This window comes from Tessaracoccus sp. ZS01 (assembly GCF_022342445.1).
Taxonomy (GTDB): Bacteria; Actinomycetota; Actinomycetes; order Propionibacteriales; family Propionibacteriaceae; genus Arachnia.
The window spans coordinates 88,017-109,325 of sequence record NZ_PQFE01000002.1; the positions used below are offsets into that span (position 1 = coordinate 88,017).

Genomic DNA, 21,309 nt, shown 5'->3' on the forward strand with positions numbered 1-21,309 from the left:
GAGGCCCACGACGCGACCGGAAATGCAGCAGCCCCGCCCACTTCCGTGGACGGGGCTGCCGCGTACCCCTGCCGGGGGTGCGGGTCAGAGTGGGCTGGGCGTCAGAGGATGCCCTTGGCGGTGGCGGCCACGTTCTCGGCGGTGAAGCCGAACTCCTCGAAGCACTTGGCACCCGACGCCGAGGCGCCGTAATGCTCGATGCTCACCGAGGCGCCCTTGGCGCCGACGTACTTGCCCCAGCCCATCTCGATGCCGGCCTCGACGCTCACGCGTGCGGTGACCGACGCGGGCAGCACCGATTCCTTGTACTCGTCGGACTGCTCCTCGAACCATTCCTGGCACGGCATCGACACGACCCGGGTGGGCACGCCGTCGGCCTCGAGGAGGTCCTGCGCATCGAGCGCCACGGCGACCTCGGAGCCGGTGGCGATGAGGATCAGCTTCGGCTCTGCGGAGGCCTCGCTCAGCACGTAGGCACCGTTGGCCACTCCCTCGGCCGAGGCGTACTTGTCCCCGCGGGCGACGGTGCGCAGGTCCTGACGCGACAGGATGAGGCCGGCCGGACGGTCCGTGCGACGCAGCAGCTCACCCCAGGCGACGGACGTCTCGTTCGCGTCTGCCGGGCGCACGACGTCGAGCTTCGGGATGGCCCGCAGCGCGGCGAGGTGCTCGATGGGCTGGTGGGTGGGGCCGTCCTCGCCGACACCGACGGAATCGTGCGTCCAGACGAACACCGAGGGCAGGTTCATGATGGCGGCCAGCCTGACGGCGGGGCGCATGTAATCCGAGAAGACCAGGAACGTGCCCCCGTAGGCCCGCGTGAGGCCCGAAAGGTTGATGCCGTTGACGATGCCACCCATGGCGTGCTCGCGGATGCCGAAGTGCAGGGTGCGGCCGTACTGGTTGCCGGCCCATTCCTTGGTGGTGCGTTCCTTGGGCAGGAACGAGGGCTCGCCCTTCATGGTGGTGTTGTTGGAGCCAGCGAGATCGGCGGAACCGCCCCACAGCTCCGGCAGCTGGTCTGCCAACGCGGCGAGCACCTCACCGGAGGCGGCGCGGGTGGACTTCTTGCCCTCCTCGAACACCGGCAGGGAGAAGTCCTCGGGCAGCTTGCGTGCCGAGACCCGCTCCAGCAGCGCGTTGCGCTCCGGGTTGGCCTGCTTCCAGGCCTCGAACTTGGCGTCCCACGCCTCGCGGGCGGCCTTGCCGCGTGCAGCCGCGTTCTCGCGGGCATGCTTGACAGCGTCGAGATCCACGGCGAAGGGCTCCTGCTCGAAGCCGAGCACGTCCTTGAGCGCCTTGATCTCCTCGCCACCGATCTTGGATCCATGGACTGCGGCCATGCCCTGCTTGGTGGGCATGGGCCAGCCGATGACGGTGGTCAGCTTGATGAACGACGGCTTGTCCGTGACCGCCTTGGCGGCCTCGATGGCGTCGTACAGCGCCTCGACGTCCTCGGTGTACTCGGTGCCCCCGTTGGTCCAGTCGACGTGCTGCACGTGCCAGCCGTAGGCCGCGTAGCGGGCGCTGACGTCCTCGCTGAAGGCGATGTCCGTCTGGCCTTCGATGGTGATGCGGTTGTCGTCGTAGATCAGGACGAGGTTGCCCAGGTTCTGGGTGGCGGCCAGCGACGAGGCCTCCGACGCGACACCCTCCTGGAGGCAGCCGTCACCCGCGATCGTGTAGATCATGCGGTCGAACACCGATTCGCCCTCAGGGGCATCCGGGTCGAACAGGCCACGCTCACGGCGGGCGGCCATGGCCATGCCGACGGCGTTGGAGATGCCGGCGCCCAGCGGCCCGGTGGTGCACTCCACGAACTTCGTGTGCATGTACTCCGGGTGACCTGGCGTCTTGGCACCCCAGGTGCGCAGTGCGGCGACGTCGTCGAGTTCCATGTCCATGCCGGCCAGGTACAGCTGGGTGTACTGGGTCAGCGACGCGTGGCCGGCCGACAGGATGAAGCGGTCACGGCCCAGCCACAGGTGATCCGTGGGGTCGCTGTTCATCACCTTCTGGTACAGCAGGTAGGCAGCAGGGGCGAGGGACACTGGCGTCCCGGGGTGGCCGTTGCCGACCTTCTCGACGGCGTCGACGGCGAGGATGCGGGCCGTATCGACGGCGCGGGCATCCTTCTCGGTCCACTCAAGAGTCACAGTTGTTCCTAACTCGTAGCTGTGCAGCGCAGCGCATGCTTCCTTGCTGCGGCGTTCATGCGCGCAAGCCTATCTTGCGCTTCCCCGTAACCACGGTGTCGGGTGGGGCAATCGGTGCAACATTGGGCAACTGCCCAACTTCACCAGGAGCCGCCGCCTCCCCCGGTGCTGCCTGAATCCGGGAAGAACAGGTGACCCGGCACGCGGGCCGCGTCGAGGGCCTCCTGGTCCGGGGCCTCCTGCTCCTTCTCCTCGGTTTCCCGGGGCTGGCCGGGCGCGACGGGGCGGACAGTCTCGCCCAGCGCTTCGCGCACCAGCTTCTGGATCCCCTCGCCGCTGGAGGGATCGAACTTTCGGATCTCAGCCATTCATCGCTCCTCAGTCACAGGCGGCTCAGCCGACCAGGGGAACACGATCCACTTGTCGGTGGCCTTCCAGACGTAGTCCGGCTCCACAATCGTACGTGGCTTGGAGAACAACACCGCCGAGCGGACGTCGGCGCCGAAGCCGCGCAGCAGCTTGATGACGAGCTGCAGGGTGCGGCCGGAATCAGCCACGTCGTCGACGACGAGGATCTTGCGCTCCGCGATGGATTCGGTGTCCAGCATGGGCGCCAGCAGGATGGGATCCGGCAGCGTCTCGTTCACATCGGTGTAGAACTCGACGTTGATCGCATCCGAAAGTTTGACGCCCAAGGAATAGCTCATGGCACCGGCCAAGGTGAGGCCGCCCCGTGCGACGGCGATGATGATCTCGGGGAGAAACTGCGATGCGGCCACGGCGGACGACAACTCGCGCTGGGCGTCACCGAAACCTTCCCAGGTGAGAACTTCCTTGTCAGTGAGATCCCGAGCGTCCGCGTGATAAGCCATGGGGCAATGTTAGTGGGTAGGAATCGGGGGCCGTCCCCACCCTTGCGCTCAGCTCGGCTCGTTGCTCTCGAAGATCATCGTCATGAACACCACGTCGAGCCAGCGGCCAAACTTGCGGCCCACCTGCGGGAGCCGCCCGGCCACCTCGAAGCCCAGCCTGCGGTGGAACGCGATCGAATCCTCGTTCGAGCCGTCCACGACGCCCAGCATGACGTGCACGCCGCGGCCCTGCGCGTAGTCGATGAGTGCCGTCATCAACATGCGACCGGCCCCCGCCGTCCGGTGCCCGGAGCGGATGTAGACGCTGTGCTCGACGGTGTGGCGGTAGCCCTCCAGGGGGCGGAACTGGCCGTAGCTGGCGTACCCGATGATGAGCCCGTCGGGGTCCTCCATGACGAGCACCGGGTAACCGGTGGCGGTGAGCCGTTCGAACCACTTCTGGCGGTCGGCGACCGACACGGGCTCGAGTGCATAGGACGCCGTCGTACCCACTCCGGCCTCGTTGTAGATGTCGGTGATAGCCGGGATGTCGCGGATATGGGCAGGGCGAATGGTCGGCATGGCTCCATCGTAGGGCGCTCGCCCGGTGGGCTACTACGCTCGACGCCATGAGGATCCACGAACTGAGCGGAGCCTGGGGCACCGCGCGTGTCGCAGAATTGGGTGGCTGCGTCCTGTCCTGGCGCCCGAGGGGCGGAGACGACGTGCTCTTCCTGTCGAAGGACGCCCAACTGGTCCCGGGCACCATGTGGCACGGCGGCATCCCGGTCTGCGCGCCGTGGTTCGGCACCGGGCAGGGCGACTGGGACGTGCCCCACGGCCACGGGCTCGTCAGCCGGGTGCCGTGGCGGACGGATCTCCTCGAGCAGAACGACGACGGAGCCAAGCTGGTGCTGACGCTCACCTCGGCAGACGTCGCCCACCTGCCGGGCGCCCAGCGTTACCCCGACGACCTCACCTACCGCCTCGACATCACCATCGACGTTGCCGCGCTCACCGTCGCGCTCACGATCGGCTCCCCCACCCGCGAGGTCTCCGTCGACCAGGCCTTCCACCCCTACCTGCGCATCGACGCCACGGCGGCCACGGTGACCGGGCTCGAGGACGTGGACTTCCAGGACGTCCCGCACGGGTGGCGGCCCGGGCGCGACGCGGATCCGCTCACTTTCGGAGAACACACCGATCGTGTCTATGCCGAGGCCCCGCCCCTGTTCCTCAGCGACGTCCGGCGTACCCGCCGGCTCAGCAATCACGGCGCGAGCCGCACCGTGGTGTGGAATCCGGGCCCGGCGAACACCGACGTGGGCGAGGAATGGCGCGAATTCGTCTGCCTCGAGTACGGCACTGTGCGCGACGGCGCAGTCACCATCCCGGCCGGCGGGGACCACCGGTTGGCGATGACGATCGAGGTGTGATTCAGCCCCGGTAGACGGTGGTTTCGGCGGGCAGACCCATGCCTCCCTCCAGGGGTGCATCGCCCGTGAAGACGCAGCCCAGCGTTGGCGAGTACAAGCAGACACCGGCATGACCGTTCGGCGCCCGGACCGCCTGCAGCGTCACCGCCCCGACGGTGAACTCCTGGCCGACGTGGGGCGTGGCCCAGACGGGCGCACCGGTGCGCTCCTCCAGCCTGCGCACCGCGTCGTTGCCGGCGGGGTCCGTGGTGTAAACGACGCCGACCACGCGCCGCCCGTCGACCATGTCGAGGATCGTGTCGGGATCAGCCACGGCATTGACGGCGATCACCTCACGCTCGTCGCCCACCAGCCACGTGTTCCGTCCACCCTCGGTGGCCGCCAACATGACTGGAGGCATACTGTCGTCCCCCAAAATTGACTGCATACGGGTCAGCGTAACCCCGCCCCCCACCCTGGGGGGAGGGTTTGGCAGGTCCCGCAATGCTAATCCGCATCCCTGGCCCCCGGGCCGCCCCCTACAGTGGAATCCACAGTCAGGGAGGGGTCTCGAGATGGCACGTGCACTGATCGTCGTCGACTGCCAGGTCGACTTCTGCGAGGGCGGCGCGCTGGGCGTCGAGGGCGGCAACGCGGTGGCGGAGGGGGTTGCGGAACTCCTGGCGTTGCGACACGGCTACGACTACGTCGTGGCCACCCGGGACCACCACATCGACCCCGGCGCGCACTTCTCGCCCACGCCGGACTTCGTCGACTCCTGGCCCCCGCACTGCGTCGTCGGGACGGCGGGGCAGCAGCTCCACGAGGCGCTGCGCACCTATCCTTTCGACGCCGTCTTCGACAAGGGTTCGTACCGCGCCGCCTACTCCGGCTTCGAGGGCACGATCGGCGCGCACGACGACGGCGTCGGGCTGGCGCAGTGGCTCGGCGAGCAGGGCGTCACCCGGGTGGACGTGGTGGGCATCGCCACGGATTACTGCGTGCGCGCCACGTCCCTCGACGCCGCTCGCGAAGGTTTCGACACCACGGTGCTCAGCAGGCTCACGGCCGCGGTGCACCCGGCGAACGTCCCGGCGGTTGCGGAAGAGGCCGCCGGGGAACGCATCACCTGGGCCTGAGCGGTTCGACGGGGTGCCCGGCCTCTGACCATGCGCTGAACCCGCCGTCGAGATGGGTCACGTCCGTGCGGCCCATCTCGTGCAGGGCCGCCGCGGCCAGCGCTGAGCGCCAGGCCGAGCCGCAGTAGAGGACGAGCCTGCGCCCGTCGTCGAGGGACTTCCGGTAGTAGGGCGACGCCGGGTCCACCCAGAATTCGAGCATCCCGCGCGGCGCCCGGTAGGCACCGGGGATGACGCCGAGCTTCTCCAGTTCGCCCTGCTCGCGGATGTCGACGAACAGCACCGAGGTGTCGTCGAGCAGGGGGAGGGCGTCGTCGATCGCCACGGGTGGCACGACGCTGTTGGCTTCGGCCACGAGGTCCTGCGCCGTGCGGCGCAGCGGTTGTCCGGGGGCCCGCGTCATCCGTGCAGGTATTTGACGAGGTGTTCCTGCTCCGTCTGCAGTTGGTCGATCCTGCTCTTGACGATGTCGCCGATGGAGACGATCGCGGCGAGGTGCCCGTCGACCATGACCGGCAGGTGCCGCGCGCGGAACCTGGTCATGTCCGTGGCCACGGCGGCCAGTTCGTCGTCCATGCCGCAGGTATGCACGTCGGAATCCATGACGTCGGAGATGGGCCTGTCGAGAAGGTCCGGACCGAATCTGCGGAGGCCCTGCACGATGTCGCGCTCGCCGACGATGCCGGTGACCGTGTCGTCGTCGTCCGTGATGACCACGGCGCCGATGCGATGTTCGGCCAGGAGGTCGACGAGGTGCCGCACGTCCTGGTCAGCACGCGCGGTGATGACCGAGCTGCCCTTGTTGTGAATGACTTCATTGATCCGCATGCCCCAAACTAACGCGTCCGTGGGGGCGTGCGCAGCACTTCGCCGGTGTTACTCGCAGACTTCCCCGGTGTCCGACGGCTTTGCGTCGCCGTTGCCATTCCCGTTGCCATTCCCGTTGCCGTTCCCGTTGCCCAGGGTCTGGATCATGTCGAACGCCGGGAGCGACGCCGGCGGCACATTGACCACCTTCGCGGGCACACCGGCGACGGTGGTGTGGGGCTCGACGTCCTTCAACACCACTGAACCGGCACCGATCTTGGCGCACTCCCCCACCCGGATGTTGCCCAGCACCTTCGCGCCGGCGCCGATCATCACACCGCGGCCGATCTTGGGGTGGCGGTCGCCACCCTCCTTGCCGGAGCCGCCCAGGGTCACCTCGTGCAGCATGGAGAAGTCGTCCTCCACGACGGCGGTCTCGCCGATGACGACCGACGTGGCGTGGTCGAACATGATCGATTTGCCGATCCGGGCGCCGGGGTGGATGTCGACGGCGAACGCCTCGGAGATGCGGCTCTGGAGGTACAGCGCCAGGGGCTTGCGGTCATGGGTCCAGTAGAAGTGGGCCACGCGGTAGGCCTGGATGGACTGGAAGCCCTTGAAGTACAGCAGCGGGTTGGCGTAGCCGGGGCAGGCCGGGTCCCGCGTCACGACGGCCTGCAGGTCTGCCCGGATGGCCTCCTGGATGCATTCATCCTCGTGCAGCACGTCGTGGAAGATGTCGCGCAGGCCCAGCGCGGGCAGCGTGGGGCTGTCGAGCTTGCTGGCCAGGATGTAGGCCAGCGACTCCTCGACGTCCGGCTGGCTGAGGATGGTGGCGTGCAGGAACCCGGCCAGCAGCGGCTCATTGTCCGCGGCCTCGCGGCATTCGCGCTTGATCGCGTCCCAGATCTGGTCATCGGGCACGAGGCGGGCGGGATCCATGACGGCCTCCTGAAGTCGGGTCGTCCCTCAGGTTACCCGCAGCGCAGGCTCCGCTGAGCGTTGTTCGCCGTGGGCAATGGCTAGAGGAGGCCGCGGTCGAAGGCGACCCGCACCGCCGCGGCGCGGTCCCCCACCCCGAGTTTGCCGAACACCCGCGAGAGGTGGGTCTTCAACGTCGCCTCACTGATGAACAGCCGCGCTGCCGCCTCCCTGTTCGTGCCCCCTGCCGCGACCTCCCGCAACACCTCCAGTTCGCGCTCCGTCAACGACGTCCCGCCGCCCCTGCCGCTGAGCACGCTCAGGGCACGCGGCGTCAGCACCGGATGGCCGGTAGCGAGCTGGCGCACGGCGTCGACGAGGTCGTCGCGCGGGGTGTCCTTGAGGAGGTACCCGTCGGCGCCGGCCTCCAACGCATGCCGGATGTCCTGGTCCGTGTCGTAGGTCGTCAGCACGAGGATGCGCGGCCGGCTGGGGTGCCTGGCGCGCAGGGCGGTGATCGCGGGGACGCCGTCGCCGGCGGGCATCCTGAGGTCCATCAGCACGACGTCGGGATCGAGCTGCGCCACCAGCGCCACCGCTTCGTGACCGCCACCGACCTGGCCGACCACCTCGATGTCGGCCGCGTGCTCGAGGATCGCCACGATGCCGTCGCGGACGATGGGATGGTCATCGGCGATCACGACGCGGATCATCGCCACCTCCCAGGGAGGGTCGCCGTCACGATGGTGCCCCGCCCGGGCGCCGAATCGACGGTGAGCTCACCGTCGGCCTCCGTGGCCCGGCCCCGCATGCCCGGCAACCCGACGCCGGAGCGCGTCGACGAGGGCTCGAAGCCGGCGCCGTCGTCGGCGATGGTGACCCGCACGTGGTCGTCCTCGTAGCCCAGCTCGATCTGCACGTTGCCGGCGTGGGCATGCTTCCGGGCGTTGGAGAGCGCCTCCTGCGTGATGCGCAGCAGCGCCGGGTCGTTGGCGCTGGGGCGCGCCTCACCGTCGACGATCAGCCTGGCCTCGCCGCCCTCGGCCTGGCGCCAGGCCATCAGGAGGTCGCCCAGGGCGGAGGGCAGATCGGCCTCGTCGAGGCGCGGCGACGACAGCGCCCGCACAGCGCGGCGAGCCTCGGCCAAGGCCTTGCGTGCTGTCTCGTCGACCAGTTCGAGCCTCCGTTCCCGCTCGCCCCCGTCGTCGGTGCTGGAGAACGCCGCGAGCTGGGCGATGATCGCCACCAGGTCCTGCGCGACGGTGTCGTGGATCTCTCGGGCCAACCGAGCGCGTTCCTGCGCCACGCCGGTGTCGCGGGCCTGGTGCACCAGTTCGGCCTGCAGTGCCGCGTTGGCCTCCTGCGACCGCACCAGCTCGTCGTTGGTGCGCTGCAGTTCGTCGGCGCGCTGCCGGCGGGCCTTGTCGGCGCACCCCATCGTGACGGCGATGGTGAGGTTCACCGTCAGGAACAGGGCCAGGAACAAGGGCGTGAACAGCGCCGACGGCGGCCCGCCCGTCTGGGAGACGGCGCAGACGACGGCCGTGGCCACCACCCCGGCGGTCGCATCCCTGCCGCGGAGATGGCGCTGGGAATCCTCGTAGCCGTAGAAGGCGTACAGGCCGAACAGCGGGTTGAGCAGCACCAGCGGCACCACGACTGCGGCGTTGCCCCAGAAGGCGAACCGGGACCGCGCGGAGCGTGGCGTCTGGCTCGCCAGCAGCCAGCGGGCGGCGGCGGCCACCAGCGTCAGCGCCACGAACCAGGGCACCGTCTCCGGCCGGAAGAGCCCCGGCGCGAGGTTGACCAGCACGAGCGCCCCGGCCAGCGAGAAGCCGAGCAGGATCAGCGGGGCCACCGGCCAGTCGCGCTTGAGCATGCCTCTATCCTCCACCACCCCCTCCTCTCGTCTGCGTCACTCCCAACGGAAAGTCTTCAGCGCCACTGCGATGCCGATCACGGCCCACACCAGGCAGACGATCACGCTGGTCGCCGGGGAGGCGACCCATCCGGAGGCCGGGCTTGTCGAGACGCCGAACATGGCGTCGGTCATCAACTGCGTGGCGGCACCGCCCGGCATCAGGTTCGAGACGGTGGTCAGCCAGTCCGGGAACAGGGCGCGCGGGAACCACATGCCGGCGGCGAACCACTGGGTGGCGGCGACGGCGGTGCCGATGCCGCTGGCCGCCTTGGGGCTGGGGATCAGCGCGCAGAGCACCGTGCCGAGGGCGAGGAACGCCGCCGTCGACAGGACCACCGCCAGCGCGTAGCGCACCGGTTGGACTGCGCCGCCGACCCCGAAGAACAGCGGCGTCACGGCGATGATCAGGGCGGCGCCCAGGCTGAGCACCACCATCACGGCGAGGAACGCCTTGAGCAGGTTCCCAACTGTGGCGGGCGTCGTGCGCAGCCTGCGCAGGAAGCCGAGCTCGCGGTAGTCGCCCAGCACCTGCGGGAGCAGCACGAGGCCGGTCATGGAGATCACGAACATGGTCAGGGTGGGTGTGTAGGCCTGGCTGACGCTCAACCCGCCGAAGGCCTCGTTCGGCTGACGGGCGGCGGGAATGGCGGCGATCACGATGGCCGCCAGGATGGGCAGGGCCATCCAGACGACGACACCGGGGGTGCGGGCGAACATGCGCACCTCGTTGCGGAACAGGGCGACGGTGGCGTTCATGCGACTGGTTCCTTCCAGGTCAGCTCGAGGTAGGCCTCTTCGAGGGAGCGGTGGCCCTCGGCGAGCACCGACGGAGGGGCGTCGGCGACCACCACGCCGTCGTCGATGACGAGTACCCGGTCGCAGAGGTAGCTGGCCTCCTCCATGGAGTGCGTGACCAGGATGATGGTCACGCCGGTGTCGCGCAGAGCGGTGAGATAGCGCCAGATCTCCCGGCGGGCCGACGGGTCGAGGCCGGTGGTCAGTTCGTCGAGGATCGCGATGCGGGGGCGGCCGATGAGCGCCAGCGCCACCGAGAGCCGCTGCTGCTGACCGCCTGAGAGCTGCTCGAAGCGCTTGTTCGCGTGGTCTGCGAGGCCGAAGCGGCGCAGGAGTTCGTCAGAGGGCACCGGGTCTGCGTAGAACGAGCCGAAGAGGTCGAGGGCCTCGCGCGCCCTGATCTTGGGCGGCAACTGGCACTGCTGGAGTTGCATGCCGACGAGGCTGCGGAACCCCCGGGGGTCGTCCGCGGGGTCCATGCCGTCGACTGAGATGGACCCCCCGTCGCGGCTGCGGAGGCCGCCGATGCATTCGACGGTGGTGGTCTTGCCGGCGCCGTTGGGGCCGAGGATGCCCAGGATCTCACCCTCGTCCACGCTGAGGTTGATGCCGTTCAATACGCGGTGAGGGCCGTAACTCTTGAGCAGTCCGGAGACATGGATCAGTGCCATGTCTCCATCATTCCGCGGCCGGAGCCCCGGCGGGTCAGCCAGGAGGATCGACGCGGGGTCATCCGATCGGATGATTCGCTGCCGCCCGGGAATCAGTCTTCGGAGCTCGGGCCGTAGCGGCTGTCGCGCTCCTCGTCCAGGGACTCCTTGAACTCGGTTTCGACGTCGAGTTCCACCCCGTCGAGGGCGGCCATGTAGTCCATGTCGGGATCCGGGATGTCCTCGCCGTCCATGAATCCGATCACGTCTGGGTGCCAGGACAGGCCGCGTCGCTCGTCGCCCTTGATGGGCTCGGTGTCGACGTCCGGGACACCGTCGAGGTTCATGTCCGCCCGGCGCGCCATCCGAGCGTCCCGCGACAGCGCGATGGCGCCCGCGATGGCCGAGACCGCGGTGCCCAGCAGCACGCCGATCTTGGCGCCGGCGGTGTGGGTGCCGTCGGCGAACGAGAGATCCGCGATCAGCAGCGACACCGTGAAGCCCATGCCGCAGACCAGGCCGATGGGCAGGAGGTCCCTCAGCCCGATGGCGTCCGGGAGGCGCAGCGGGGTGAGCTTCGTCACCAGGGTGGTGGTGAGCAGGACGCCGGTGATCTTGCCGATGAACAGGCCCGCGACGATGGCCAGCACCACCGGCTGCAGGAGGATGTCGCCGATGCCCTCGCCTGTGATGAACGTCACGCCGGCCGCGAAGAAGGCGAAGATCGGCAGCACGAGGCCGGCGGAGTACGGCTGGAGCGCGTTGTTGATCGTGTGCGTGCGCGCCTCCTCCTCGCCGTGGATGGGGCGGGCCGGCACGCAGAAGCCGAGGATGACACCAGCGATGGTGGCGTGCACGCCGGAGGAGTGCATGAACCACCAGGCGGCCAAGGCCAGCAGCACCAGCACCCAGCGCGGCCAGCGCCGGGTGCGCACCACGAACCAGAAGGCGACGGCGGCGGCGGCGGTGCCCAGCAGCATCGGGATGTTGAGGTCGCTGGTGTAGAACACGGCGATCACGATGATGGCCAGCAGGTCGTCCACCACCGCCAAGGTCATGAGGAACATGCGCAGCGCGCGCGGCAGGCCCCGTCCGAAGACAGCCAGCACCGCGAGCGCGAAGGCGATGTCGGTGGCGGTGGGGATGGCCCAACCGTGCGCGGCGCTGGAGTCGCCGATCAGGAGGATGACCAGCGAGAAGATGATGGCGGGCATCGCCATGCCGCCCACCGCCGCGAGGACGGGGACGGCCGCTTCCTTGAGGTTGCGGAGAGAGCCCACCACGAGGTCGTGCTTGAGTTCGACGCCGACGAGGAAGAAGAAGAGGGCGAGCAGCCCGTCAGAGGCCCAGGCCGCGAGGGGCAGGTCGAGGTGCCAGGCTTCGGGGCCGACGCGGTACTGCGACAACGCGTGATAGGCATCGGCCCACGGGGTGTTGGCCCAGATGAGCGCCACCATCGCCGCGGCGAGGAGCAGCGCTCCGCCGGTGGTCTCCCGGGTCACCCAGAGGCGGAGCCTCTCGGCCCTGGAGGGCCGTTCCATCACGTCGGTCGTCATTGATTCTCCAGTCCGTGGCGCTGGGTGATGTTCGCCAAATTACGCTTCTCACCCTGGCGGTCCTCCGGGTTGCCAATTGTTGCAGGGCACCGCAACGCTGCGAATCTACCGTCCACGCCAGATGGGGCGACGGGTGCCCCCGACGACGGAAACACCCGGCGCGCCAACGCACACCGGGTGTTCTGGTTGTGGAGCTGAAGCTCGGCTGAGCCTCAGGCTGCGAGCCGCTCCTCAGCGCCGCTGAAGGTGATGAAGGCCCCCGCGAAGCCCTCGATGATCGCGCGGAGGTTCTCCGACTGGATGGTGCCGTCCTCGCGCAGGTCGCCGTCGCGGAACTGGACGAACGCCTCGGGCTGGCCCATGACCTGCATGTCGAGGTGGGCGAGCACGTTGCGCAGGTGCTGCTGAGCCATGGCGGTACCGGCGCCCCCGGGCGAGGTGCCGATCACGGCGGCGGGCTTGCCGCCCCACACCGAGGTGCCCCAGGGACGGCCGCCCCATTCGAGGGCGTTCTTCAGCGCGGCGGGCACGGTGCGGGAGTACTCGGGGGAGACGAAGATCACGGCGTCGACGTCGGCGACGGCGGCCTTGAAGTCGAGGGCGACCTGGGGGTAGTCGACATCCGCGTCACGGTTGTACAACGGCAGGTCCGCGATGTTGACCTCGACGTATTCGACACCGGCCGGCAGCACGGTGCCGATCGCCTTGGCGAGGGAGCGGTTGATGGAGGTCGACGAGAGAGAGCCGACGATGTAGCCGATGCGCATGGAAAACCTTTCGAAGTTCATTGCTAGTTGAAAGGTTAACCACTTGGCGGAGGTATGCCAAATCGGCTCAGTGGGCGCGCGGTTCAGGCCTCGTCGAAGGCGTCGGGTTCCTCCGCGTACTTCGCCTCGAGCGCCTCCTGGAGCGCGGCGTCGTCGGGGATGAGGGCGTAGTAGTCGTCGTCCGCGCTCTGTTCCAGGTCCTCGAGTGCTTCCACGTCGCCGACGACCTCGGCGGACTCGGCCTCGATGCGCTTGATGAGCTCAGCCACCTGGTCCAGCCCCAGCCAGCGGTAGCCCTCCTTGGCTTCAGAGAGTTCCTCGGGGTCGATCGTCTCCACGGCGTGCAGGGCGCCCCCGTTCATCACCAGGCCGTGGAAGATCAGGGCTGCGGCGAGCGCGATGTCGCCGTCACCCTCTCCCCCGCCGTCGAGTGCGCGGTTCCAGATTCCGTCCAGGTTGCTCATGCGCGGAATTCTAGGCGGTTGCTTCGTGGTGTCCATTCCGCAGTCGGCGACGAGGAGTGGCCCGGGTGCTGACTACGCTTGATTCATGACGGCGATCGAGTTGACCGAGCACGACCTCCCCACCAGGGAGGAACTCGTGACGCTCTACGACAGCGTCGGCTGGAGTGTGTACACCACGGATCCCGAGCGCCTGTACGACGCGGTGAGCCGCTCGCTGCGGGTCGTGTGTGCCCGCGAGGACGGCCAACTCGTCGGCCTTGCTCGCGTCGTCGGCGACGGCCTGACCATCGTCTACCTTCAGGACATCCTCGTCGATCCCGCGCACCAGCGCAGGGGCATCGGCCGGCACCTGTTCGAGCGCATCCTGGAACCGTTCAGCGACGTGCGCCGGCAGGTGCTCATCACCGACGACGAGCCGGGGCAACGGAACTTCTACGAGTCGCTCGGCCTCACTGAGATCGCCGAAATGGCGCACCCGATCAAGGCCTTCGTCCGCTTCGCGTGAGTCATGAGCACCTTCCCCGGGCGTGCCGTGCACCCCGGGACGGAGCCAGTCAAACCCTTCTGCCGGCCCTGGATCGGTGTTAGTTTGAGCGCATCGCCGGCCCCGCCGGCCGGCGTCGACGCCTCCGGAAGGAACGCTCATGACCAGCATCTCCATCATCGGCACCGGCAGCATGGGACAGGCTCTCGCGAGCATGGCGAAACGGGGCGGGAACAACGTCCAGTCCATCGGCAGCGACGACACCTCCGAGGCCACCGGCGACATCGTGGTGCTCGCCGTCCCCTACCCCGCGGTCGACCAGGTCCTCACCCAGCGGGGCGCCAGTTTCGCCGGCAAGATCGTCGTCGACATCACCAACCCGGTGGACTTCGAGACCTTCGATTCCCTCACCGTGCCGGCGGACGGCTCCGCTGCGGCGGAGATCGCCCGCAAGCTGCCGGAATCGCGGGTGCTCAAGGCGTTCAACACCACCTTCGCCGCCACCCTGGCCGAGGGCAAGGTGGGCGACCTCACCACCACGGTGCTGATCGCCGGCGACGATGCCGACGCCAAGGCCAAGCTCGCAGAGGTGGTGAGATCCGGTGGGCTCAACGCGATCGACGCGGGCAGCCTGAAGCGCGCCCGCGAACTCGAGTCGATGGGCTTCCTCCAGATCACCCTCGCTGCCGCCGAGAAGTTGCCGTGGACCGCGGGCTTCGCCGTCGTCTCCTGAGGGTGGGTGACGCCGCAAGATGAGGTTACTGATCCTCGGAGGCACCGGATTCCTCGGCCGCGCCGTCGTGGCGGAAGCGCTACTGAAGGGCTGCGACGTGACCTGCCTGGCCCGCGGCAACGGACCGGTGCCTCGCGGGGCCGAACTGGTGCGTGCGGATCGGAACGACGACGACGCGCTGTCGGTCGTTTCCCCCGCGGGTTGGGACGCCGTGATTGACCTGTCGAGCCATCCGGGCCACGCCCGCCGGGCCGCCCGCGACCTGGACGCGCGCAGGTGGGTGTTCGTTTCGACGGGCAGTGTCTACACGCGGTTCGATTCGCCTGAGCAGGGCGAGGCTGCGGAGGTCCACGCGCCCCTCGAGGCGGACAGGATGACGGAGATGACGGAGTACGGGCCGGCGAAGGTCGCCTGCGAGGAGGCCTACCGACGGCGCTCCCCTAACCACACCATCATCAGGGCCGGCCTGATCGGCGGCGAGGGTGACTGGTCCGGCCGCTCCGGCTACTACCCGTGGCGCTTCGCCCATCCCACCGGCCCTGACGTGCTCGTGCCGGATCCCACTTTCCCGACAGCACTCATGGACGTGCGCGACCTGGCGGCCTGGATCGTGCACTGCACCGCCCACCCGGTGAACGGCACTTTCAACGCCGCGGGGGTGAGCACGACGCTGGCGGAGGTGTACGAACTGTCCCGCGACATCTCTGGTAGCCCCGCCGTCCCGCGGGTGGTGGACGACGCCACCCTCGTCGAAGCCGGCATCGCGCCGTGGGCCGGGCCCCGATCGCTCCCCCTCTGGGTGGACGACCCGGCCTGGCGCTACGCGGCGACACTCGACAGCCAGAAGGCCCGTGGCCACGGCCTGCGCACACGGCCCCTCCGCGAGACGCTCGCGGCCGCCCTCGCCTATGAGGACATCCGCACCGAGCCCCGACGCGCCGGCTTGACCGACGAGGAGGAGCTCGCGCTGCGCGAGTTCCTCGACGGGACATCTCAGGACTCCGCCCACCGAGACCGCGAAGGAACGCAGACATGAGTGGCCGCCTGCCGGACAAGCCCCTCCACGCCCCCGTGAACCTCCAGGACTGGCAGGACACGACGTTCCTGCACTGGGCCTACCCGCCGGATCTGGTGCAGCGGCTCCTGCCCCAGGGCCTGCGCGTCCAGCAGTGGGGCGGCATCACCTGGATAGGCGTCATCCCGTTCCGGATGGCCAACGTGCGCGGCCCGGGCATGCCGGTGGTCCCCGGCTGGAAGGCCTTCGCCGAACTCAACGTCCGCGCCTACGTGACGGCGCCCGACGGCAGCGAAGGCATCTGGTTCCTGGGGATGCTGGTGGCACGTTCCTCGTTCGCGTTGGCGCTGCGGACGATCGGCCTGCCCTACTGGGTCTCGAGCTCGGAGGTACGGACGGCGTGGCCCCGGATCGACTACCGCTTCGGCGCCCCGGGGCTCCTCGGCCCGCGGGTCAAGGACTGGTTCACCGCCACCGTCGAGGTGGGAGCACCGCTGACGGAGAAGGAGCGCACCCCGCTGGTGGACACCCTCACGGGGCGGTTCACCGCGTTCCACCGCCGCGGCATCATGTGGCAGACGCCCGTGGAGCACCAGCCGTGGCCGCTGCACCACGCATCCGTCGACGGCGAGCTCACCGCGCCACTGCGCTGGGTAGGGCTGCCGGAGCCGGACAGCCCGCCCATGATCCAGTCGTCGCCGGGCGTCAACGTGAAGCTGGCGAGCCTGCGGCCCGCTCCCATGCTTCGACTCCCCCATGCACCACCCGGAAGAGCCTATGCACCGTCGGCTGCACGCCAGTGAGGCTGCGGTGCACCTCCGGGCTGCGGGCCGCGAGCTTCGCCAGTAGGTGCTCCCATTCGAACGCCACCTGGCCGTCGGTGACGTCGATCACGTCCGCCGTGCGGGGCACGTCGAGGATCCGCGTGCGGTCAAAGGTGTAGCCGCGCTCAGTGGCGGCGTCGGCGATGCCGTCGAGAAATGCCGCCATCGCCGACAACGGTTCGGCGGTGGACCTGAACCGCACGAGTTGTGGATGGTGCACGTATCCCTTCGTGCCGCCGGCCAGCACCTTCTGCGCGAGGAGCGCCTCCCGCCACGCGGCGGTGAGGCCCTGCCTGTCGAGCAGCGAGGGGGTGAGGGACCAGAGTCGCATGCGTCAGGCGCGCCAGTTGGCCAGCGTGGCCGCCGACTGCTCGGCCAACGAAAGCTGCCACAACGGCCCGAAGGTGACGCGTCGGACGCCGAGCCGCGTGAGCGCCGCGAGGTCGCCCGCGCCGTGCCCCTTCACCGGATGGGCGGTCACGTTGACCGGCACCCGGACGGCCCGGACCAGGCGGGTGACCTGGTCTGCGGTGGTCAGCCCGACGGGATACACGGCCCGCGCGCCGGCCTGTTCGAGCAGCCTGACGCGCTCGACGGCCTCCTCGATGGGATCCTCGAAGCGGTCACCCAGCTTCGCGGCATCGGTGCGACCGTTGATGACGAAGGCGACCCCGGCCTCGTCCGCGGCCGCGCGGGCAGCGGCGATGTAGTCGGCGTGTTCCTGGCGGTCCCGGAGGCGCTTGCCCTCCGAATGCACCACGTCCTCGATGTTGGCCCCCACCGCGCCCACCTCGAGGAGCCGCGTGATGAGCTCCGCGGGATCCAGCCCGTAGCCGGATTCCACATCGGCGCTGACGGGCACGTCGACCTTGTCGACGATGCGCTTGACCACGGCCAGGTACTCGGCGAAGGCCATCTGCTCACCGTCGGCGCTCCCGATCGCGTCGGAGACGGGGTGGCTTCCGACGGTCAGCGCCTCGAAACCGGCGTCGACGGCGACGCGTGCGCTCCAGGTGTCCCACACCGTGGGCAGGACGAGGGTGCGGCCGGATTCGTGGGCGTCGGCCAGTTGTTGGGCTAGGACGGTGACGTCGGGCATGGTGAACCTCCTGAGTTCTCGTGTCCACCCTATGCGGGGGGCTGCATACCGGCCGGGTGCGTTCGGGTTCAGGCCCGCCGACGCAGCCCGAGGAACGCTGCGGCCACGAGGACCGCGAGGGCTGCGGCCACCGCCACGACGTTCCGCAGGGCGTGGTCCGCAGGGGCCTCCACCATGGCGGCGCGCACGGCGTCGTCGAAGTCGGTGAGGTCACCGTCGGGTGCGGGCACGTAGCTGTCGATGTCGTTCTCCCGGCAGAAGACCTCATGGACGAGACTGCCGATCAGGGGCTTGGCCACCCCCACATCGAGGGGGGTCACCAGTCCGATCCAGAGGCTGGCGAGGTGCGGGGTCAGGACCGGCAGCGTCACGATGAGTCGGTGCCGGAGGCCCGTCACCGCCGAGAACCGCTGCAGCATGTCGGCGTAGGTGAGTACCTCGGGGCCGCCGACGTCGAAGGTCCGGTTCACGTCATCGGGCAGGTCTGCGGCGCCCACGAGGTAGTGGAGGACGTCGTCGATGGCGATCGGCTGGATGCGGTTGTTCAGCCACTTCGGAGCCACCATCACCGGGAGGCGTTCCGCGAGATAGCGGAGCATGTCGAAGGACACCGACCCGTTGCCGACGACGACGGCGGCCTGGATGACGGCCGTGGGCACTCCGGACGCCAGGAGGATGTCGCCCACCTCCACGCGGGACGCGAGGTGCGGTGACAGTTCACCGTCGGGGTGGAGACCGCTGAGGTAGACGATGCGGCGCACGCCCGCCCGGGCCGCCGCGTCGCCGAACGTCTGGGCCAGGGCCCGGTCGCGCGCCGCGAAGTCATCGGCCTGACCCATCGAGTGGATGAGGTAGTAGGCCGTCTGCACTCCCTCGAACGCGGTGGCGAGGTCGTCGGCGGAGTCCGCGTCACCTTCGATGACCTCCACGCGTTGTCCCCAGCCCCGCTGTTCGATGCCTTCCTTGTGGCGGGTGAGCACGCGCACCCGCCACCCCTCGTCGAGGAGGCGTTGGGTGAGGAGGCCGCCGATGTAGCCGGTGGCGCCGGTCACGAGCGCGGTGCGGTCTGCGGGTGGGGACGCTTCGGTGGTCATGTCGGTTACCTCGAGATCTGTAGGACGGTGGGGAGCAGCAGGAGCATGCCGGTGGACCAGGTGATGTGCGTGATGATGGGCGCGAGCACGCCGCCGGTGACGCGGCGCTGCAGCGCGGTCACGAACCCCAGCACGGCGGCTGCCAGCACGAGCAACGGCACGCCGGAGCCGATGGTGGTCAGGGTGTAGAGCACGGTTGTGCCCGCGACGGCATGGCGCGGGGCGAAGGCCGAGAAGAGGGCGCCGCGGAAGTACAACTCCTCCACGACCCCGTTGAGCAGCGTGAGGGCGAGCACGATGGGCAGCGACCCGTAGCGGGCGTGGTCGAGCAGGTCGTCCACGGGCTCCCGCAGTAGGGGGATGCCCGCGACGACCGCTGCGCCGGCGAGGAAGAGGACCACGAGCAGTGCCCCGAGCGCGAAGGGTTGGATGACGGGGGTGGTCACGCCGCCGGCGCGGGTGCGGGCCGAACCCAGGCGCAGCGGCCCCGCCAACAACGCCCCGACGCCCCAGATCGCCGCGAGCCCGAGCGCCGCCGGGTAGAAGAGCTCGTCGCCGGCCTCAATGCGCAGGGTCGCCGCCAGCGCGATGGTGCCGACCGCGTAGCCGAGCCCCGCGACGACGCGGCGGCGCCGCAGCACCTGGGGTTCTTCCACGACGTGGGCCGTGACCGGCTCCGCCAGGGAGGCGCGCAGGAAGTCGCGCAGTTCGGTGATGACTGCCGCGTGCCACATGAGCGCCAGTCTGCCACCCGTCGGTGCGTCGGTCAGGTGGCCGCAGTCAATTCCCGCCGGCGGCCGCCAGGGTGAGCGTGAATGTGCACCCCTGTCCCGGCCCGGGGCTGGTCGCGGTCAGCGACCCGCCGTGGGCAAGCGCGAGGCTCCGGGCGATGGTGAGCCCGATGCCGGAACCAGCCGCATCGCGGCCCCGGGCCGTGTCCGTCCGGTAGAAACGGTCGAACACCTTGGCCAACTGGTCGGGCGTGAGCCCGTCTCCGGTGTCGGTGACCCGGATCTGGACATTGCCGGGGAGCACGGCCGTCGAGATGGTGACGTGCCCGCCGGCTGCGGTGTGCCGCAGTGCGTTGCCCAGCAGGTTGGCGAGGATCTGTCCCACCCTCTGCGCATCGGCCAGGACGACGGCGGTGGTGTCGTCAGCGACCAAGGCGACTCCCTTCTCCTCGAACCTGTGCGCCAGTGAAACGACGGCGGCGGCCACCAGGTCCCGGACCGCCTGGGGCTGCGTTTCGAGGGTGAAGCGGCCCTCCTCGGCACGGGACACATCGTCGAGATCGGCTGCGATCTGCCGCAGGCGCGACGCCTGCAGCGCGAGGAGGTCCTGGCTCGCGCCGTCCCACGGGACCACGCCGTCGCTGAGCGCCTCCAACTCGGCCGTCAGCGTCGCCAGCGGCGTCCGGAGTTCGTGGGCGACATCGGAGAGGAGCCGTCGACGGCTGGCCTCGACGGAATCCAGGCGTCCGGCCATCGCGTTGAAGGCCTCAGCCACGGCGTCGAACTCGCGGCTGGTGCCGCCGATGGGGACCCGGGCCTGGTAATCCCCCACCTCCAGGCGTTCGCTGGCCGCGGTGAGTTCGTCGAGGGGCCGCCGCAGCCTGCGGGTCTCCAGCCAGGCCAGACCGGTCGCCACGCCCAGCGCAACCAGGAACCCTGCTCCCAGGGACGCCAGCCCGGCTTCCATGAACGCCTGCTCGACGTGCCTCATCTCGGGGGCCCCCTCGGTGTGTCCGAGTTGGAGGAGGTGTCCGTGGAAGAGGGGCGGCCCGACGACCGCGGCCCCGAGGGCCGCGGCGAGGAGCCCGGCTGTGACCACCATCGCCTGGGTGAGGAACGCACGGGTTCCCCACCGCAGACGTCCGAGCACCGCGGCCCTGCTCATCCCTGCCCCATCCGGTAGCCGACGCCGCGGATGGTGAGGAGGTATCGGGGCTCGCCCGGTTGATCAGCGAGCTTCTTGCGCAGGTTCGCCACGTGGACGTCGACCACATGCTCATCGCCCACCCACGAGGGGCCCCACACCTCATCGATGATCTGCCGGCGACTCATGGCCAGGTGGGGTCGCGCCGACAGGGCATCGAGGATGTCGAATTCTGTGCGGGTCAGGGGCACCTCCTCACCCGCAACCGACGCCTCCCGGCCGTCACTGTCGATTCGGAGCGCACCGAAGGTCCGGGTCTCGGATGCTTCCGCCGTCGGCACCGGGGCACGGCGCGGTCTGCGGAGCACTGCGTTGACCCTGGCCACCACTTCGCGGGGGCTGAACGGCTTGGCGACGTAGTCGTCGGCACCTACCGAGAGACCGATCAACTTGTCCACCTCGTCGGTGCGGGCCGTGAGCATCAGGATGTAGCAGTCAGAGAAGGTACGTACCTCGCGGCACACCTCGATGCCGTCCAGCCCGGGCAGCCCGAGGTCGAGGATGATGACGTCCGGGTCCAGCGCCCGCGCCCTCGACACCGCCTCCGGCCCGGTGTGGGCGAGAAACGTCGCGAAGCCGGCACGGTCGAGGTAGGACGCGACGATGCCGGCGAGCGCACGTTCGTCGTCCACGATCAGGATCTGCGGGGTTCCTGGGTTCGTCATGCGGCCATTATCCGGGTC

Annotated in this window: 27 protein-coding genes; 6 read left to right on the forward strand and 21 right to left on the reverse strand. The window is 69.4% G+C overall.

All coding sequences use genetic code 11. The features are described from left to right. Positions 1 to 101: 101 nt before the first annotated feature. The 4 genes from tkt to C3E87_RS04180 all read right to left on the reverse strand — a co-directional run bounded on the left by tkt (position 102) and on the right by C3E87_RS04180 (position 3,589). Positions 102 to 2,156 carry a transketolase gene (tkt, locus tag C3E87_RS04165; protein WP_076059745.1) on the reverse strand — a complete coding sequence of 685 codons (2,055 nt, stop codon included), beginning with the start codon at positions 2,154 to 2,156 and terminating at the stop codon, positions 102 to 104. Positions 2,157 to 2,296: 140 nt separating this feature from the next. Then, on the reverse strand, positions 2,297 to 2,524 hold the full coding sequence (locus tag C3E87_RS04170) for a hypothetical protein (protein ID WP_076059748.1): 228 nt from the start codon (positions 2,522 to 2,524) through the stop codon (positions 2,297 to 2,299). Beyond that, entirely contained in the window at positions 2,525 to 3,028 is a 504-nt protein-coding gene (locus tag C3E87_RS04175; protein WP_076059750.1) for a phosphoribosyltransferase, read from the reverse strand. Positions 3,029 to 3,076: 48 nt separating this feature from the next. Beyond that, positions 3,077 to 3,589 carry a GNAT family N-acetyltransferase gene (locus C3E87_RS04180; RefSeq protein WP_076059752.1) on the reverse strand — a complete coding sequence of 171 codons (513 nt, stop codon included), beginning with the start codon at positions 3,587 to 3,589 and terminating at the stop codon, positions 3,077 to 3,079. A gap of 47 nt (positions 3,590 to 3,636) precedes the next feature. On the opposite strand from C3E87_RS04180, the gene C3E87_RS04185 reads away from it, so the two are divergent. Next, positions 3,637 to 4,443 carry a hypothetical protein gene (locus C3E87_RS04185; RefSeq protein WP_076059755.1) on the forward strand — a complete coding sequence of 269 codons (807 nt, stop codon included), beginning with the start codon at positions 3,637 to 3,639 and terminating at the stop codon, positions 4,441 to 4,443. 1 nt (position 4,444) lies between these two features. On the opposite strand, the gene C3E87_RS04190 is transcribed toward C3E87_RS04185, so the two are convergent. After that, positions 4,445 to 4,831, reverse strand: a complete 387-nt coding sequence (locus C3E87_RS04190; protein WP_076059757.1) for a hypothetical protein — start codon at positions 4,829 to 4,831, stop codon at positions 4,445 to 4,447. A 166-nt stretch (positions 4,832 to 4,997) separates the two neighbouring features. Here C3E87_RS04190 and C3E87_RS04195 point away from each other — a divergent pair, with 166 nt between their 5' ends. Next, positions 4,998 to 5,561 (forward strand): isochorismatase family protein, encoded by a 564-nt coding sequence (locus C3E87_RS04195; protein WP_076059759.1) that lies wholly within the window; start codon positions 4,998 to 5,000, stop codon positions 5,559 to 5,561. Here the strand turns inward: C3E87_RS04195 and C3E87_RS04200 are convergent. The 10 genes from C3E87_RS04200 to C3E87_RS04250 form a co-directional block, all read right to left on the reverse strand. After that, positions 5,548 to 5,964, reverse strand: coding sequence for a rhodanese-like domain-containing protein (locus C3E87_RS04200; RefSeq protein WP_076059762.1), 417 nt, complete (start codon positions 5,962 to 5,964; stop codon positions 5,548 to 5,550). The two genes, C3E87_RS04195 and C3E87_RS04200, sit on opposite strands and share 14 nt — an antisense overlap. Further along, positions 5,961 to 6,389, reverse strand: coding sequence for a CBS domain-containing protein (locus C3E87_RS04205; protein WP_076059765.1), 429 nt, complete (start codon positions 6,387 to 6,389; stop codon positions 5,961 to 5,963). The genes C3E87_RS04200 and C3E87_RS04205 overlap by 4 nt, the downstream gene beginning before the upstream one ends. Positions 6,390 to 6,437: 48 nt before the next feature. Beyond that, positions 6,438 to 7,310 carry a serine O-acetyltransferase gene (gene cysE, locus C3E87_RS14575; RefSeq protein ID WP_083665393.1) on the reverse strand — a complete coding sequence of 291 codons (873 nt, stop codon included), beginning with the start codon at positions 7,308 to 7,310 and terminating at the stop codon, positions 6,438 to 6,440. 80 nt (positions 7,311 to 7,390) lie between these two features. Continuing rightward, positions 7,391 to 8,002 carry a response regulator transcription factor gene (locus C3E87_RS04220; protein ID WP_076059767.1) on the reverse strand — a complete coding sequence of 204 codons (612 nt, stop codon included), beginning with the start codon at positions 8,000 to 8,002 and terminating at the stop codon, positions 7,391 to 7,393. Next, positions 7,999 to 9,168: a sensor histidine kinase gene (locus C3E87_RS04225; protein ID WP_076059769.1), complete on the reverse strand. Its 1,170-nt coding sequence runs from the start codon at positions 9,166 to 9,168 to the stop codon at positions 7,999 to 8,001. The genes C3E87_RS04220 and C3E87_RS04225 overlap by 4 nt, the downstream gene beginning before the upstream one ends. Before the next feature lie 36 nt (positions 9,169 to 9,204). Beyond that, complete coding sequence (locus C3E87_RS04230) at positions 9,205 to 9,966, reverse strand: ABC transporter permease (RefSeq protein WP_076059771.1); 762 nt, start codon at positions 9,964 to 9,966, stop codon at positions 9,205 to 9,207. Then, positions 9,963 to 10,676, reverse strand: a complete 714-nt coding sequence (locus C3E87_RS04235; protein WP_076059774.1) for an ABC transporter ATP-binding protein — start codon at positions 10,674 to 10,676, stop codon at positions 9,963 to 9,965. The genes C3E87_RS04230 and C3E87_RS04235 overlap by 4 nt, the downstream gene beginning before the upstream one ends. 92 nt (positions 10,677 to 10,768) lie before the next feature. Further along, complete coding sequence (gene nhaA / locus C3E87_RS04240) at positions 10,769 to 12,211, reverse strand: Na+/H+ antiporter NhaA (RefSeq protein WP_076059776.1); 1,443 nt, start codon at positions 12,209 to 12,211, stop codon at positions 10,769 to 10,771. A gap of 212 nt (positions 12,212 to 12,423) precedes the next feature. Further along, on the reverse strand, positions 12,424 to 12,978 hold the full coding sequence (locus C3E87_RS04245) for an NADPH-dependent FMN reductase (RefSeq protein WP_083665394.1): 555 nt from the start codon (positions 12,976 to 12,978) through the stop codon (positions 12,424 to 12,426). An 83-nt stretch (positions 12,979 to 13,061) separates the two neighbouring features. Further along, on the reverse strand, positions 13,062 to 13,442 hold the full coding sequence (locus tag C3E87_RS04250) for a hypothetical protein (RefSeq protein ID WP_076059780.1): 381 nt from the start codon (positions 13,440 to 13,442) through the stop codon (positions 13,062 to 13,064). Positions 13,443 to 13,527: 85 nt separating this feature from the next. Here C3E87_RS04250 and C3E87_RS04255 point away from each other — a divergent pair, with 85 nt between their 5' ends. From C3E87_RS04255 to C3E87_RS04270, 4 genes are all read left to right on the forward strand, one after another. After that, positions 13,528 to 13,947, forward strand: coding sequence for a GNAT family N-acetyltransferase (locus C3E87_RS04255; RefSeq protein ID WP_076059783.1), 420 nt, complete (start codon positions 13,528 to 13,530; stop codon positions 13,945 to 13,947). 139 nt (positions 13,948 to 14,086) lie between these two features. Beyond that, complete coding sequence (locus C3E87_RS04260; protein WP_076059786.1) at positions 14,087 to 14,659, forward strand: NADPH-dependent F420 reductase; 573 nt, start codon at positions 14,087 to 14,089, stop codon at positions 14,657 to 14,659. 19 nt (positions 14,660 to 14,678) lie between these two features. Then, entirely contained in the window at positions 14,679 to 15,695 is a 1,017-nt protein-coding gene (locus tag C3E87_RS04265) for an NAD-dependent epimerase/dehydratase family protein (RefSeq protein ID WP_076059788.1), read from the forward strand. Next, positions 15,692 to 16,477 carry a YqjF family protein gene (locus tag C3E87_RS04270; protein ID WP_076059791.1) on the forward strand — a complete coding sequence of 262 codons (786 nt, stop codon included), beginning with the start codon at positions 15,692 to 15,694 and terminating at the stop codon, positions 16,475 to 16,477. The genes C3E87_RS04265 and C3E87_RS04270 overlap by 4 nt, the downstream gene beginning before the upstream one ends. Here C3E87_RS04270 and C3E87_RS04275 read toward each other — a convergent pair. The 6 genes from C3E87_RS04275 to C3E87_RS04300 all read right to left on the reverse strand — a co-directional run bounded on the left by C3E87_RS04275 (position 16,380) and on the right by C3E87_RS04300 (position 21,291). After that, a complete protein-coding gene (locus C3E87_RS04275; RefSeq protein WP_076059793.1) occupies positions 16,380 to 16,829 on the reverse strand; it encodes a pyrimidine dimer DNA glycosylase/endonuclease V in 450 nt (149 codons plus the stop codon). The genes C3E87_RS04270 and C3E87_RS04275 overlap by 98 nt on opposite strands. 3 nt (positions 16,830 to 16,832) lie before the next feature. Continuing rightward, entirely contained in the window at positions 16,833 to 17,597 is a 765-nt protein-coding gene (locus C3E87_RS04280) for an isocitrate lyase/phosphoenolpyruvate mutase family protein (RefSeq protein WP_076059796.1), read from the reverse strand. Positions 17,598 to 17,665: 68 nt separating this feature from the next. Beyond that, positions 17,666 to 18,691 carry an NmrA family NAD(P)-binding protein gene (locus C3E87_RS04285; RefSeq protein ID WP_076059798.1) on the reverse strand — a complete coding sequence of 342 codons (1,026 nt, stop codon included), beginning with the start codon at positions 18,689 to 18,691 and terminating at the stop codon, positions 17,666 to 17,668. Between the two features lie 5 nt (positions 18,692 to 18,696). Further along, complete coding sequence (locus C3E87_RS04290; protein ID WP_076059801.1) at positions 18,697 to 19,425, reverse strand: CPBP family intramembrane glutamic endopeptidase; 729 nt, start codon at positions 19,423 to 19,425, stop codon at positions 18,697 to 18,699. 46 nt (positions 19,426 to 19,471) lie between these two features. Continuing rightward, the gene (locus C3E87_RS04295) at positions 19,472 to 20,587 is read right to left on the reverse strand and encodes a cell wall metabolism sensor histidine kinase WalK (protein ID WP_076059803.1); all 1,116 of its coding nucleotides are present in this window, start codon (positions 20,585 to 20,587) and stop codon (positions 19,472 to 19,474) included. Next, the gene (locus C3E87_RS04300; protein WP_076059805.1) at positions 20,584 to 21,291 is read right to left on the reverse strand and encodes a response regulator transcription factor; all 708 of its coding nucleotides are present in this window, start codon (positions 21,289 to 21,291) and stop codon (positions 20,584 to 20,586) included. The genes C3E87_RS04295 and C3E87_RS04300 overlap by 4 nt, the downstream gene beginning before the upstream one ends. Between the last annotated feature and the right edge of the window lie 18 nt (positions 21,292 to 21,309).

Bases quoted from the DNA above. Each gene is read 5' to 3' on its own strand.
- C3E87_RS04170 (WP_076059748.1), bottom strand. From the start codon at position 2,524: ATGGCTGAGATCCGAAAGTTCGATCCCTCCAGCGGCGAGGGGATCCAG.
- C3E87_RS04175 (WP_076059750.1), bottom strand. From the start codon at position 3,028: ATGGCTTATCACGCGGACGCTCGGGATCTCACTGACAAGGAAGTTCTC.
- C3E87_RS04180 (WP_076059752.1), bottom strand. From the start codon at position 3,589: ATGCCGACCATTCGCCCTGCCCATATCCGCGACATCCCGGCTATCACC.
- C3E87_RS04185 (WP_076059755.1), top strand. From the start codon at position 3,637: ATGAGGATCCACGAACTGAGCGGAGCCTGGGGCACCGCGCGTGTCGCA.
- C3E87_RS04190 (WP_076059757.1), bottom strand. From the start codon at position 4,831: ATGTTGGCGGCCACCGAGGGTGGACGGAACACGTGGCTGGTGGGCGAC.
- C3E87_RS04195 (WP_076059759.1), top strand. From the start codon at position 4,998: ATGGCACGTGCACTGATCGTCGTCGACTGCCAGGTCGACTTCTGCGAG.
- C3E87_RS04200 (WP_076059762.1), bottom strand. From the start codon at position 5,964: ATGACGCGGGCCCCCGGACAACCGCTGCGCCGCACGGCGCAGGACCTC.
- C3E87_RS04205 (WP_076059765.1), bottom strand. From the start codon at position 6,389: ATGCGGATCAATGAAGTCATTCACAACAAGGGCAGCTCGGTCATCACC.
- cysE (WP_083665393.1), bottom strand. From the start codon at position 7,310: ATGGATCCCGCCCGCCTCGTGCCCGATGACCAGATCTGGGACGCGATC.
- C3E87_RS04220 (WP_076059767.1), bottom strand. From the start codon at position 8,002: ATGATCCGCGTCGTGATCGCCGATGACCATCCCATCGTCCGCGACGGC.
- C3E87_RS04225 (WP_076059769.1), bottom strand. From the start codon at position 9,168: ATGCTCAAGCGCGACTGGCCGGTGGCCCCGCTGATCCTGCTCGGCTTC.
- C3E87_RS04230 (WP_076059771.1), bottom strand. From the start codon at position 9,966: ATGAACGCCACCGTCGCCCTGTTCCGCAACGAGGTGCGCATGTTCGCC.
- C3E87_RS04235 (WP_076059774.1), bottom strand. From the start codon at position 10,676: ATGGCACTGATCCATGTCTCCGGACTGCTCAAGAGTTACGGCCCTCAC.
- nhaA (WP_076059776.1), bottom strand. From the start codon at position 12,211: ATGACGACCGACGTGATGGAACGGCCCTCCAGGGCCGAGAGGCTCCGC.
- C3E87_RS04245 (WP_083665394.1), bottom strand. From the start codon at position 12,978: ATGCGCATCGGCTACATCGTCGGCTCTCTCTCGTCGACCTCCATCAAC.
- C3E87_RS04250 (WP_076059780.1), bottom strand. From the start codon at position 13,442: ATGAGCAACCTGGACGGAATCTGGAACCGCGCACTCGACGGCGGGGGA.
- C3E87_RS04255 (WP_076059783.1), top strand. From the start codon at position 13,528: ATGACGGCGATCGAGTTGACCGAGCACGACCTCCCCACCAGGGAGGAA.
- C3E87_RS04260 (WP_076059786.1), top strand. From the start codon at position 14,087: ATGACCAGCATCTCCATCATCGGCACCGGCAGCATGGGACAGGCTCTC.
- C3E87_RS04265 (WP_076059788.1), top strand. From the start codon at position 14,679: ATGAGGTTACTGATCCTCGGAGGCACCGGATTCCTCGGCCGCGCCGTC.
- C3E87_RS04270 (WP_076059791.1), top strand. From the start codon at position 15,692: ATGAGTGGCCGCCTGCCGGACAAGCCCCTCCACGCCCCCGTGAACCTC.
- C3E87_RS04275 (WP_076059793.1), bottom strand. From the start codon at position 16,829: ATGCGACTCTGGTCCCTCACCCCCTCGCTGCTCGACAGGCAGGGCCTC.
- C3E87_RS04280 (WP_076059796.1), bottom strand. From the start codon at position 17,597: ATGCCCGACGTCACCGTCCTAGCCCAACAACTGGCCGACGCCCACGAA.
- C3E87_RS04285 (WP_076059798.1), bottom strand. From the start codon at position 18,691: ATGACCACCGAAGCGTCCCCACCCGCAGACCGCACCGCGCTCGTGACC.
- C3E87_RS04290 (WP_076059801.1), bottom strand. From the start codon at position 19,425: ATGTGGCACGCGGCAGTCATCACCGAACTGCGCGACTTCCTGCGCGCC.
- C3E87_RS04295 (WP_076059803.1), bottom strand. From the start codon at position 20,587: ATGAGCAGGGCCGCGGTGCTCGGACGTCTGCGGTGGGGAACCCGTGCG.
- C3E87_RS04300 (WP_076059805.1), bottom strand. From the start codon at position 21,291: ATGACGAACCCAGGAACCCCGCAGATCCTGATCGTGGACGACGAACGT.